This is a genomic window from Bradyrhizobium sp. Gha (assembly GCF_900113735.1).
GTDB lineage: Bacteria > Pseudomonadota > Alphaproteobacteria > Rhizobiales > Xanthobacteraceae > Bradyrhizobium.
On record NZ_FOQM01000019.1, the window covers coordinates 69,898 to 82,770 of the forward strand.

A 12,873-nucleotide genomic window follows, 5' to 3' on the forward strand; every position below is an offset into this window, starting at 1 on the left:
TAACCCACCATTTCTGTCACCGCGAGATTAAAGAGGTGGGTTACGCCCTGCGAACTGCGCTTCGCGCGGTCACAGGGCTAACCCACCCTACGAAAGAAATGCGAGCCGAGCGTTAAACCGCCTTCACCCGCACCTTCAGCCCATCCCGCGGCTTCGGAATCGGCCACATCTGCCAGTCCGGCTTGTAGCCAGGCTCGAGCGACACCTCGATGTTCTGCAGGAAGTGCCGGGCAAAACATTTCGCCTGCATATAGGCGAAGTGCAGGCCAAGGCACATATGCGCGCCGCCGCCGAACGGCACCCAGGCGAAGCGGTGACGGTTGCGCTGGGCCTCCTCGGTGAAGCGCAAGGGATCGAAGCTGTCAGGCTCCGGCCAGATGTCCCTCATATGATGCGTGTAGAGCGGATTGATGCCGACCGCGGTGCCGCCGGGAATCGTAAATCCCTTGAAGCTGAAATCGCGCATCGCGCGGCGTGGCATCGAGGGCACCGGCGGCTTGATTCGCAGCGCCTCCTTGAACGCCATCTCCGACAGCGGCATTTTCTCGAGATCGTCGAAGCTGGTCGGCGCGTCCGGGGCAAGCCCAAGCGCAACAACCTCGTCGCGCAGCCTGGTCTGCCACTCCGGATGGGCGGCGAGCTCGCCGATGAAGGACGTCAGCGACGAGGTCAGCGTGTCGTGCGCCGCCATCATCAGGAAGCTCATATGGTCGATGATGTCCTGCTCGGACAATAATGCGCCATCCTCGTGGGTGGCGCGGCACAGATGCGAGAACAGATCGTCGCCACCATGATTGCCGCGGCGCAGTGGAATCTGCTCACGGAAATAGGCGACGATGCGCTTGCGCCCCCGCACGCCGGCTGCCATCTGCGTGCCCGGCAGCGGCCTGCGGATCGGCGCGACGGCGGCGGCCACCATGTCGACGAAGGCGCGGTTGATCTCGTCGACCTCGGGTCCAATATCGGCGCCGAGGAAAGACGCAGCCGCGAGATCGAGCGTGAGCTGCTTCATCGCGGGATAGAGCTGCATCTCGCCAGGCTTGGCCTTCCACTGCGCGACGCGCGCGGAGATGCCGCGATCAAGGTCGCTCAGATAGGACTTCATCGGCCCTGACTTGAACGCGACCGAGAGCGCCTTGCGGTGCAGCCGATGCTCGTCGAAATCGAGCAGCATCAACCCGCGCGGAAACAGCAGGCCGAGCACCTTGTTCCAGCCATGGGTCGACGAGAACAACTTCTGCTGGTCGAACAGCACGAGCTCGTTGGCCTCGGGGCCAAGCAGCACGACGTTGGTCTCGCCGAAGATATGGGTGCGGTAGACCGGCCCGTATTTGACGCCGTTCGCCTCGACATGTCCCTTGGGATCGGCGAGAATCTGGAAGGTCTTGCCGATGATGGGCCAGCCCTCGTCGCCGGGAATGTGTGTCAGCTCGTTGCGTTTGGGCGCCGTGTAGGCGAGCGCAGGTGCGGCCACATTCTGCATGGACATGACGATTGCTCCCGTTGGCCCTGCCTACATAGCACAATTCGGGTCGCCTTGCGCGGAGTACGCGCGACGGAAACCGGCCTATCGCTTCGCCGCTTCCGTCTGCAGATCCGGCGCATTGACGGCGGGAATGGCGACGCGGCCGGGGCCGGTCACCTTCAGTGCCTCGGCGGCCTTTTCGTTCTGCATGATCTTGGCCATCACGGCCTGCCCCGCACGCTCGAAGATCGCACGATTCTCGATCACGAATTTTTGCGATCTGCGCAAGCCGTCGATATAGCCGTTGATCTCAGGCACGACGTAGCGGGCGACCATATCCCAGCTCCGGCGGGTGGCTTCGGGATTGGCCCAGTCGTGAACGAAGCCGATGACGGCACCGACACCGCCCGACACCTCCATCACGTTCTTGATGGTTTTGACGAGATCGTCGGGCGTGCCGATGGTGGACGCGGCGTCCTCGACAAAAGCGGTCTTGTCCACGGCCTCGTCGGGCGAGGAGAATGCGGTGAGGCCCGGCCGTTGCAGCGTGCCGACATTATATTCATTGTGCCAGCGCATCAGGCCGGCGCCGGCCTCCTTGCGCGCCTGCTCGCGGGTCTCGGCGATGTGGAAAGTGATCAGCACGCGCCAGTCGGCTCGGCTGACCGTGGTACCGTGCTTCCTGGCGGAGTCCTCGGCGAATTGCCATTGCTGTTGCAGCGACATCAACCCCTGCGTCGTCGTCGAGCCCAGCGAGATGATGCCGATGCCGTATTTGCCCGCCAGGGTCATGCCCGACGGCGAGATCTGCGAGGCCACCACGAACGGCATCTCCTCCTGCAACGGCAGGAGCTGGAGCGCCGCGTCGTTCATGGTGAACCAGTCGCTCCTGGCGGTGACGCGCTCGCCCTTGAACAGGCGGCGGATCACGTCGATCGCCTCGTCCTGGCGGTCGCGCTGCGTCATCGGGTCAATGCCGAGCGTGTGCGCGTCCGACGCGAGCGCCCCCGGGCCGGAGCCGAAAATGGCGCGGCCGCCGGTCATGTGGTCGAGTTGCACCATGCGCTGCGCCACGTTGAAGGGATGGTGATAGGGCAGCGACACCACGCCGGTGCCGAGCTTGATCCGCTTGGTGCGCTCGCCCGCCGCAGCCAGAAACATCTCGGGCGAGGCGATCATTTCCCAGCCGGAGGAATGATGCTCACCGCACCAGAATTCGTCGTAGCCGAGCGCATCCAATTGCTCGACCAGGTCGAGATCGCGCCGGAACTGGAGCATCGGATGTTCCCCGATCGGGTGATGCGGGGCGAGGAAAGCTCCAAATTTCAGGCGCGCCATGGCGTTCTCTCCGGCTGTCTTTTCTGTTTGTTGAGGCAAAGGCTAGTTGGTGGCGCACGCGAACGCAATCGCGCGATGTCCCGCGCAGCGGAATGCGGGCATGTCCTACCTCAGAGGTAATCGCGACAGCGCGCGCGGTCTGGAATGATCGGGCAGCCATCATACCGGGGCCGCGCGCAATGCATCAGACCGTGACAAAGCCCGTCGATACGACCCGCCGCTGGTGGGTGCTGGCGATCGTCGTCGCGGCGCAGTTCATGTTCGGCGTCGACGCCTTCGTCGTCAACGTCGCGATCCCGACCATCGCCGTGGATCTTCGTGCCACGCCGGCGCAGATCGAATCGGTCATCGCGATCTATCTGATCGCCTATGCGACGCTGGTCGTCACCGGCGGACGCCTCGGCGATATCCATGGCACCAGGAGGGTGTTTCTCGCCGGCGTGCTCGGTTTCACCGTGACCTCGTTGTGGTGCGGGCTGGCGCTTTCAGGCGCGCAGCTGATCGTCGCCCGGCTGGCGCAGGGCGCGACCGCGGCGCTGATGGTGCCGCAGGTGCTGGCGACGCTGCATCTCCTGTTCATCGATGACGCGCGCAGCCGCGCCTTCGGCATCTACGGCATCGCGCTCGGGCTCGCCGGCGCCGCCGGCTTCCTGCTCGGCGGCCTGCTGGTCACGATCGATCTTGCGCATACCGGCTGGCGCGCGGTGTTCTTCGTCAATGTGCCCTGCGGTCTCATCATCGCGGCTGCTGCATGGCAGATCATGCCGACGGTGCCGCGCCGCGCTGGTACGAGGCTCGACATCCGGGGCAGCGTGGTGCTGTTCGCAGGATTGCTGTGCCTGATCGGACCGCTGCTGTTCGGCCACGATGTCGGCTGGGCGTTGTGGCTGTGGGCGGTGATGGCGATGGGCGGCGCGATCCTGTTTGCCTTCATCAAGCTCGAGCACGCGGTTGCCCGCGCTGGCGGTATGCCGCTGATCGATCTGACGCTGCTGGCGGATGCCCCTTTCCTGCGCGGCCTGGGCGCCGCGTTCTTCTTCTTCGTCGCCAATCTGTCGTTCTATCTGGTGATGACGCTCTTCATGCAGCGCGGCCTGAAGATTCCGCCGCTTGCCGCCGGCCTCGCATTCATTCCGCTCGCGCTCGCTTTCGTCGTGGCCTCGCGGCACAGCGGCGCGCGGGCGAAGCATCGCGGCACCAAGGTCCTGATCGAAGGCTGCGCGTTGCAGATCGCGGGCCTCGCCGCGCTTGCGCTTGTTGCGGGCTCCATCAACGCTCCGGCCCCGGTCCTGCTCGCGCTCGTCATGATCATCTTCGGCTACGGACAGGGCCTGGTGATGGCGCCGCTGTCAGGCGCGGTGCTCTCGACCGTCAAGCCCGTCGCGGCAGGCTCGGCGTCCGGCATGTACGGCACCATTGCGCAGATCGGAAATGCGGCCGGAGTGGCCGCAATCGGCGCGGTGTTCTTCGCGATCGAACGACTGCAATCAGCGCGTGCAGCTTTCCTCGTCTCGCTCATTTTATTCGCCGCGTTAATCATGACGTCAGCCGCATTCCTGACGTGGATGCGCCGCGTATCTGCACGAAGTTGAGGCTGACGGTTAATATTTGCGGATTCCTGCGGGATTTTGCGCGTTTCCGGATCGACGGACGGCACACGGACTTTTCATTTCGCACCGCAGCAACTATCTGGTCTGGGTAAACGTTGAAAGCCGCCCACCAGGAATTTACCGTGTCGCTTGCCCGCAATGTCGACTTCTTGAGACGTCTGCCAAGGTTGGACGGTCTGCGCCTGCCTGATTTTGGCGCGGGCGCTGGCAGCTCTAGCCCGCTGGAAGAAGTGACCGGCTTCGGCGACAATCCAGGCGACCTGCGCATGTTCGCGTTCGTGCCGGCGCAATTGCAGAAGCCGCACGCGCTCGTCGTCGTGCTGCATGGCTGCGGCCAGACGGCGGCCTCTTACGATCTCGGTGCGGGCTGGTCGACGCTCGCGCGCCACTATGGCTTTGCGCTCGTGATGCCCGAGCAGCAGCGCGTCAACAACGGCAACACCTGCTTCAACTGGTTCAATCCCGAGGACACCGCACGCGACAGCGGCGAGGCGCGTTCGATCCGCCAGATGATCGCGCATATGGTCGAGACGCATCGCATCGATCCCAGGCGCATCTTCATCACCGGCCTTTCCGCCGGCGGCGGCATGACCTCGGTGATGCTTGCGACCTACCCGGAAGTATTCGCCGCCGGCGCGGTCATCGCTGGATTGCCGTATGGTATCGCCTCCAATCTGCGCGAGGCGCTCGACGGCATGTTCCATTCGCCCGGGCGACCCGAGCGTGAGCTCGGCGATTTGGTGCGGCGGGCCTCGAACCATCGCGGGCCTTGGCCGAAGATCTCGGTGTGGCACGGCAGCGCCGACCGCACCGTCAATCCCGGCAATGCCAACGAGATCGTCAAGCAGTGGCTCGACTTGCACGATCTGCCGATGACGCCGATGGCCGAGACCAATGTCGACGGCTATCCGCGCCAGTCCTGGTGGAACAAGGACGGCGAGACGCTGGTCGAGTCCTACGCCATCACCGGCATGGCCCACGGCACGCCGCTTGGGCTTGCCGACAACGACCAGCGCTACGGCGTCGAAGGTGCGTTCCTGATCGAGGCCGGCATCTCCTCGTCCTATCACATCGCAAAGTTCTTCGGCCTCACCGGTTGGATTCAGGACGCGAAGAAGGCGGACGCGAAACCTTCGCCCGCCCCGCATCTCGCCCGCACCATCCGTGTGAAAGTCGCCGAAGAGAAGGCCGAGGCGACGCGCGACCGGGGGCGCGGCTTCGATCTCGGCCAGATCATCACCCGCGCGCTCACGGCCGCGGGCCTGGTGAAGTAGCGCGCCGGTTGCTCACATCTCGCCGGTGATGAACGGATTGGTCATCCGCTCCTGGCCGATGCTCGAGCCGGCGCCGTGGCCGCAGATGAAGCCGACATCGTCGCCGAGCGGCAGCAGCTTGGTCTTGATCGAGTTGATCAACGTGGCGTGACTGCCGCCCGGAAGGTCGGTACGTCCGACCGAGCCTGCGAACAGCACGTCGCCGACATGGGCAAAGCGCAAAGCCTTGTTGAAGAACACGACGCTGCCCGGCGAATGGCCCGGGCAATGCAAAACATCGAATGTCAGGCCGCCGATCGACACGCTGTCGCCTTCGTCGAGCCAGCGGTCCGGCGCGAAATTGCGCACGCCGGTCATGCCGAAGCGCGCGCCGCTCTCGACCACGTTGTCCAGCAGAAATTTGTCCGCTTCATGCGGGCCTTCGATCGGCACCTTCAGCGCATCGCGCAATTCCGCCGCGCCGCCGACATGGTCGATATGGCCGTGGGTCAGCCAGATCTTCTCCACGCTGACGCCGGTCTGCTTGATCGCCTCGAGGATCTTCGGCACGTCGCCGCCGGGATCGATGACCACGGCCTTCTTGCCGGGTTCGTCCCAGATGATGGTGCAGTTCTGCTCGAACAGCGTCACGGGGACGATGATCGCGCCGGCCTTGGCCCGTCCGGTGTCATTTTGCTCGGTCATGGCCGCACAATGCCGATTTTTGCTGCGTCGCCAAGCAAAATAGTACTGGGGACCATACGGAACAGAAGCTGCGAGGGTCACACGGCCGTCCCAATTCGCTTGCCAGTTTGAACCGGGGCGTTGCTTCGGCGTTCTCCCGCGCGAGACGCAGATTTGGATGGTCTTTCCGGCATGGCACAGGGCGGCGACATCTGGTGGCGCGATGGCATCTTTTATCAGATCTATCCGCGCTCGTTTCAGGACAGCGATGGTGACGGTGTCGGCGATCTCGCCGGCATCATGCGTCGATTGCCTTACGTTAAATCGCTCGGCGTCGACGCGATCTGGCTGTCGCCGATCTTTCCGTCGCCAATGGCCGATTTCGGCTACGACATCTCCGACTATACCGGCATCGAGCCGCTGTTCGGCACCATGGCGGATTTCGATGCGCTGCTCGCAGCCGCGCATGACAATGGTCTGAAGCTGATCCTCGACCTCGTGCCGAACCACACCTCCGACCAGCATCCCTGGTTCGCCGAGAGCCGCGGCTCGCGCGACAATCCCAAGCGCGACTGGTACATCTGGCGCGATCCGGCGCCCGATGGCGGCGCGCCGAACAACTGGCTCTCCGAGTTCGGCGGCAGCGCGTGGCAGTTCGATGAGGCGACGGGCCAATATTACTACCACGCTTTCCTCGCCCAGCAGCCCGACCTGAACTGGCGCAACCCGCAGGTTCGCGCCGCGATTTACGACGTGATGCGGTTCTGGCTGGAGAAGGGCGTCGACGGCTTTCGCGTCGACGTGATCTGGCATCTGATCAAGGACGCGGAATTCCGCGATAACCCGCCGAACCCGCGATATGTCGAGGGCCGGCCGCCGAACGAAAGGATTCTCACGCAATATTCCACCGACCAGCCGGAGGTGCACGATGTCATCGCCGAGATGCGGCGCGTCACGGATGCCTATGCCGCGCGCGTGCTGATCGGCGAGATCTATCTGCCGCTGCACCGGCTGATGGCCTATTACGGCAACGATCTCACCGGCGCGCAGATGCCGTTCAATTTCGCGCTGCTCTCGACCTTCTGGAGCGCGCGCTCGATCGAGAAGATCATCGAGGACTACGAGAAGGCGCTGCCAACGGGCGCCTGGCCGAACTGGGTGCTCGGCAACCACGATCGCCCGCGCGTCGCCAGCCGCGTCGGGCCCGAGCAGGCCCGCATCGCCGCCATGCTGCTGCTGACCCTGCGCGGCACGCCCACGCTCTATTACGGCGACGAGATCGGCATGCGTCAGCTCGCGATCGCGCCTGAGGATGTCCGCGACCCCTTCGAGAAGAACGTGCCCGGCATCGGCGTCGGCCGCGATGGCTGCCGCACGCCGATGCAGTGGGATGCCTCGCAGTTCGCCGGCTTCTCGGACGTGAAGCCGTGGCTGCCGCTGCCGGAGGATCATGTTCACGAGAACGTCGTCAATCTCGAAGCCGATACGCGCTCGATCCTCAGTCTCTACAAGCGGCTGATCACGCTGCGCAAGAATTCGGCGCCGCTGGTCACCGGCAGCTATCATCCGATCGCCGCGGAAGGCGATCTGTTGATCTATCGCCGCGAGGCCGAGGGCAGGGCGCTCATCGTCGTGCTCAATCTCGGCCCCGAGCCGATCGCAGTCGCCACCAGCGCCATCGGCCTCGGCAGCGAGATCTTGCTCTCGACGTGCCTGGATCGTGAGGGGGAGCGCCTGGAAGGCGTGCTGGACTTGCGGGGCAACGAGGGCGTGGTGGTGGCGCCGCCGGCGTGAGTGGTTGTCCTCGAAATCAATTCAGCTGCAGACGACGCCCTTTCCGTTCCCTCCCCCCAAGGGGGGAGGGAACGCACCCCCGTCGGGGCGCTAGCTACCTCCCGCGCCCCTTCACCCTCTTCCCGTCCACATCACTCCGCTTCAGCAGATAATCCAGCCCGCCGACGCGGTACCAGCGATAGCCATAGGGCTCCAGCACGACGCGGTGCAGGCCGCGCTTGTCGGCATGGCTGTGGTCTTCGGCGAGCAAATTGATCAGGTCTTTGCCGGCGCCGCCGGGCAGGCCCGGGCCCGCCGAGAACGCGATCTCGCGCGGCTTCTCGTCGAGATTGTGCACGAACAGCACGGAATTGTTGCGCCAGTCATAGCGGATGATGAACACGGCGGGGTCGCGTGCCGGGATCACGGTGAAATCGCCCCAGCCGATCTCCGGTACCTCCTTGCGCATGCGGATGATGCGCTCGGTCCAGTTCAGCATGGAGTTGGGATCGCGCCGCTGCTTGGCGACATTGACGTGCGGATAGCCGTACGGCCCCGTGTCGATGACGGGGATCGCCGGCCGGTCGCTCTTGGTGAAGCCGCCATGCGGCTCGGTTGACCATTGCATCGGCGTGCGCGCGCAATTGCGTTCGGGCAGCGAGAGATCGTCGCCCATCGCGATCTCGTCGCCGTAGCGGATCACGGGCGTTCCCGGCAGCGTGCACATCAGGCTGTAGGCAAGCTCGAGCCGCCGGCGATCGCCGCCGAGCATCGGCGCGAGCCGGCGGCGGATGCCGCGATCGTAAAGCTGCATGTCCTTGTCGGGGCCGAACGCGTTGAACACGCAGTCGCGCTGCGCCTTGGTGAGCCGTCCCAGATCGAGCTCATCGTGATTGCGCAGGAACAGGCCCCATTGCGCGGTGGCCGGCCGCGGCTTGGTCGCTTTCAGCGCCTTGGCCAGCGGGCGTGAATCGGCGGAGGCCAGCGCATAGAACAAATGCTGGTTGACGTGGAAGTTGAACATCATGTGCATGCGGTCGGCATCCTTGCCGAAATACTCCAGGTCGGTATCAGGCAGCACATTGGCTTCGGCCAGGATGATGGCGTCGCCCTCGCGCCATTGCAGGAATTCGCGGAAGGTGCGCAGCATGTCGTATTGCTCGACCGGCGTCTTCACCTTCGGTCCCTTGGTCGCGATCACGAAGGGCACGGCGTCCATGCGGAAGCCCGAGACGCCGAGCTGGATCCAGAAACCCATGATCTTCAGAAGCTCCGCCTGCACGTGCGGGTTAGCAGTGTTGAGATCGGGCTGGAAATCGTAGAAGCGGTGGAAGTAGTAGGCGCCTGCTTCCTTGTCGCGCGTCCAGGTCGATTTCTGCACGCCGGGAAACACCATGCCCTTGTTGGCGTTCGCAGGCTTCTTGTCCGACCAGACGTACCAGTCGCGATAGGGGGAATTCCTGTCGCGCCGCGCTTCCTTGAACCAGTGATGCTGGTCTGACGTGTGGTTGATGACGAGGTCGATGATGACGCGGATGCCGCGCTGCTTGCAGCCCTGCGTGAACTCGACGAAATCGCCGAGCGTGCCGTAGCGGGAATCGACGCTGTAATAATCGGCGATGTCGTAGCCGTCATCACGGCCGGGGGAGGTCTGGAACGGCATCAGCCAGATCGTGGTGATGCCGAGCCCGTGCAGGTAATCGAGCCGGCGCTGCAGGCCCTTGAAGTCACCGATGCCGTCGCCATTGGCATCCATATAGGTGCCGACGGAGAGGCAATAGATGATGGCGTTCTTGTACCAGAGATCGTCGATCATGGCTCGCAGCCTCGGTGGTTCCGCCGAGGTGCGGCGGCTGCGTGATAAGTGATTTGAGCGAGCGTGGTTCCCGCACCTCGAGTGTCGTCCTGGACAAGCCAAGCGCAGATCCAGGACCCCCGCGCGAGCGCTTGCGCTCGTCGCGATTATCCCAGGGAGGAGTTTGACGGAGGCTGGTGGTTAGCTGCTCGCGCGACGACGATCATTTGGGGCAATGGGGACTGGCTTTCGCCAGGACGACGATGATGGAATCGGCTACTCTCCCCCCATGGACAACCCCGCCCGCAACGTCGCCCTCGTGCCGCCGCCAGATCGTCGTCAATCAGAGACGGCGCGCGCGATTGCGCGCGGCACGGCGCGGCTGTTGCGTTCGCTCGGGTTTTCCTGCATCAGCGAATTGCCCTTGCCGTCCGGCCGGCGCGCCGATCTGGTGGCCTTGAACGAGCGCGGCGAGATCTGGATCGTCGAGATCAAATCATCGATCGAGGATTTGCGCGCCGACCAGAAATGGCCCGAATACCGTGCCCATTGCGACCGCCTGTTCTTCGCCTTCACGCAGGATCTGCCTTGCGAGATTTTTCCCGAGGGCACCGGCCTGATCATCGCGGATGCCTATGGCGCGCATCTGCATTGCGAGGCGCCCGAGCACAAGATCGCAGCCGCGACGCGTAAGCAGATGACGGTGCGATTTGGTATGGCAGCAGCGCTGCGCATCAACCGCCTGGTCGATCCGCAGGGCCATGCGGATTTCTGGGAGTAGCGGCACCGCCAACGCAGCTGCCGTAGGGTGGGTTACGCTTTGCTAACCCACCCTACGAAGCCCGTTACCTCGGCGCGCGCTTGGCCAGGATTCGCTGCAACGTCCGCCGGTGCATGTTGAGGCGGCGCGCGGTTTCCGAGACGTTGCGGTTGCACATCTCGTAGATGCGCTGGATGTGTTCCCAGCGCACGCGGTCGGCGGACATCGGGTTTGCCGGCGGCTCCGATTTTTCATCGCTGGTCGAGAGCAGCGCGGCGACGACGTCGTCGGCATCCGCGGGCTTCGAGAGATAATCGATCGCACCCATCTTCACCGCGGTGACGGCGGTGGCAATGTTGCCATAACCTGTCAGCACGATGGCGCGGGCTTCGGGGCGCTTCTTCTTCAGCGCGGAGACGACGTCGAGGCCGTTGCCGTCGCCGAGCCTGAGATCGACCACGGCGTAGGCGGGTGCGGACTTGCCGATCTGCGCCAGGCCATCCGAGACCGTGTCACATGACGTCACCGCAAAGCCGCGTGTCTCCATGGCGCGCGACAGGCGCTCCAGAAACGGCTTGTCGTCTTCCACGATGAGAAGCGAGCGGTCGGCCTGTTCGTTCAGCTCAGTGATGGCGTTCAAGGTTTTGTCCTCTCTCCTGCGCATCTCCATATGGCGTCGCAATCAGGCGGTGCCAAGGCCGCCAATAGTCGATCGGGCCTCCCATGCGACGCAAGGTCGCGGCCTATCCTATTGTTTCTTCTACGCTCTCGATAGCCTCAAAACGCCGGCGCGGCCACGCGATCTGGACCACTGCACCGTGTTCCGGAAAGGTCCTGTTGGTAAACGAGACCTTGGCGCCGGTGCGTTCGAGCAGTGTGCGGGCAATGAACACGCCGAGCCCCAGGCCGCCGCCGGCATCCTGGGCTCGCCGCCGCGACAGATAAGGCTCGCCGATGCGGTTCATGAGATCGGGCGGAATGCCCGGGCCGTCATCGGAAATCATGATCTCGATCGTGTCGTTGTTCCACCACGCATTCACTTCGACCGTGGTGTGCGCGAAATCGACGGCGTTCTCGACGATGTTGCCGACACCGTAGAGCACCGCGGGATTGCGCGATCCGACCGGCTCGGTCGCCGCGGCCACCGCGATCCGGACCTTGATGTCGACGCCGAAATCGCGGTGCGGCGCCACCACCTCCTCGATCAGCTCGGACAATTTCATGCGGTCGAACGGCGCGCCGGCCGAGGAGAGCTGCGTGATCTTGCTCAATATGTCGCGGCAACGCTGCGTCTGTTCGCGCAGGGTCTTGAGATCAGCGGCAAAGCTCGGGTCCTTCACCGTCTTCTCGAGCTCGCGCGAGATCAGGAAGATGGTGGCGAGCGGCGTGCCGAGCTCATGCGCGGCGGCGGCGGCGAGACCGTCGAGCTGGGTCAGATGCTGCTCGCGCGTCAGCACCAGCTCGGTCGCGGCGAGCGCGTCGGCGAGCTTGCGCGCCTCCTCGGTCACCTGGAACGAGTAGAGGCTGGTGACGCCGATCGCGAGCACGATCGAAAGCCAGACGCCAAGGAGATAGATCGGCGGCAGCACCACGGGATCTTCGGAGTCCCAGGGCAGCGGGTAATGGACGAAGAACAGGATCGAGGCGCAGGCCACCGCCAGAAGGCCGAGGGCGAAAGTGAGCCGGGCCGGCAGCGCGGTAGCCGAGATCAAGACCGGCGCAAGGAACAGGAACGAGAACGGGTTCTGCAATCCGCCGGTGAAGAACAGCAGGCCCGCCAGTTCCAGGATGTTCAGCGCCAGCAGCGCGGCCGCATGGATCGGCTCCAGCCGCCGCATCGGATTGATCGCGGTCTGGAGCACCAAATTGAGCACGGCCGACAGGCCGATGATGCTGACACAGGGGACGATCTCGACCTCGAACTCCAGCCCCTGCGCCACGACGAAGATTGCGGCGAGCTGGCCCAGCACCGCGAGCCAGCGCAGTCGCAGGATGGTGTCCAGGCGGATGTGACGTTGCGAAGGGCGGAAGTCGGAAGCAGCGGTCTCGGTCATCCCAGTCAATCTAGCGGTGCACGTGTCCGATCACAAACACGCTTGTCCCATGTCCATGCCAGTGCGATCTCATATGGTGTGCATCATATGGCGGCATCGGCGGTCGGCTCCCTCTCCCGCTTGCGGGCGGGGCAATCGCAT

At 64.3% G+C, this 12,873-nt stretch carries 10 protein-coding genes; 4 read left to right on the forward strand and 6 right to left on the reverse strand.

The window, feature by feature from the left end; genetic code table 11:
• Window positions 1-112: 112 nt before the first annotated feature.
• Both BM222_RS22255 and BM222_RS22260 read right to left on the reverse strand, forming a co-directional pair.
• Window positions 113-1,489, reverse strand: coding sequence for a cytochrome P450 (locus tag BM222_RS22255; RefSeq protein ID WP_092232070.1), 1,377 nt, complete (start codon window positions 1,487-1,489; stop codon window positions 113-115).
• Between the two features lie 78 nt (window positions 1,490-1,567).
• Complete coding sequence (locus BM222_RS22260; protein WP_092232073.1) at window positions 1,568-2,803, reverse strand: LLM class flavin-dependent oxidoreductase; 1,236 nt, start codon at window positions 2,801-2,803, stop codon at window positions 1,568-1,570.
• Window positions 2,804-2,982: 179 nt separating this feature from the next.
• Here BM222_RS22260 and BM222_RS22265 point away from each other — a divergent pair, with 179 nt between their 5' ends.
• Complete coding sequence (locus BM222_RS22265) at window positions 2,983-4,395, forward strand: MFS transporter (RefSeq protein WP_092232075.1); 1,413 nt, start codon at window positions 2,983-2,985, stop codon at window positions 4,393-4,395.
• 140 nt (window positions 4,396-4,535) lie between these two features.
• Window positions 4,536-5,687: an extracellular catalytic domain type 1 short-chain-length polyhydroxyalkanoate depolymerase gene (locus tag BM222_RS22270; protein WP_092232281.1), complete on the forward strand. Its 1,152-nt coding sequence runs from the start codon at window positions 4,536-4,538 to the stop codon at window positions 5,685-5,687.
• 12 nt (window positions 5,688-5,699) lie between these two features.
• Here the strand turns inward: BM222_RS22270 and BM222_RS22275 are convergent, their stop codons facing one another.
• Entirely contained in the window at window positions 5,700-6,371 is a 672-nt protein-coding gene (locus tag BM222_RS22275) for an MBL fold metallo-hydrolase (RefSeq protein WP_092232076.1), read from the reverse strand.
• 171 nt (window positions 6,372-6,542) lie between these two features.
• Here BM222_RS22275 and BM222_RS22280 point away from each other — a divergent pair, with 171 nt between their 5' ends.
• Complete coding sequence (locus tag BM222_RS22280) at window positions 6,543-8,144, forward strand: alpha-amylase family glycosyl hydrolase (RefSeq protein ID WP_092232079.1); 1,602 nt, start codon at window positions 6,543-6,545, stop codon at window positions 8,142-8,144.
• Window positions 8,145-8,238: 94 nt separating this feature from the next.
• On the opposite strand, the gene BM222_RS22285 is transcribed toward BM222_RS22280, so the two are convergent.
• The gene (locus BM222_RS22285; RefSeq protein WP_092232082.1) at window positions 8,239-9,939 is read right to left on the reverse strand and encodes an alpha-amylase family protein; all 1,701 of its coding nucleotides are present in this window, start codon (window positions 9,937-9,939) and stop codon (window positions 8,239-8,241) included.
• A 268-nt stretch (window positions 9,940-10,207) separates the two neighbouring features.
• Between BM222_RS22285 and BM222_RS22290 the strand changes: the two genes are divergently transcribed.
• A complete protein-coding gene (locus BM222_RS22290) occupies window positions 10,208-10,699 on the forward strand; it encodes an MmcB family DNA repair protein (RefSeq protein ID WP_092232085.1) in 492 nt (163 codons plus the stop codon).
• 64 nt (window positions 10,700-10,763) lie between these two features.
• Here the strand turns inward: BM222_RS22290 and BM222_RS22295 are convergent, their stop codons facing one another.
• Window positions 10,764-11,318 (reverse strand): ActR/PrrA/RegA family redox response regulator transcription factor, encoded by a 555-nt coding sequence (locus BM222_RS22295; protein ID WP_283810253.1) that lies wholly within the window; start codon window positions 11,316-11,318, stop codon window positions 10,764-10,766.
• A 103-nt stretch (window positions 11,319-11,421) separates the two neighbouring features.
• Entirely contained in the window at window positions 11,422-12,732 is a 1,311-nt protein-coding gene (locus BM222_RS22300) for an ActS/PrrB/RegB family redox-sensitive histidine kinase (RefSeq protein WP_092232092.1), read from the reverse strand.
• Window positions 12,733-12,873: the final 141 nt, after the last annotated feature.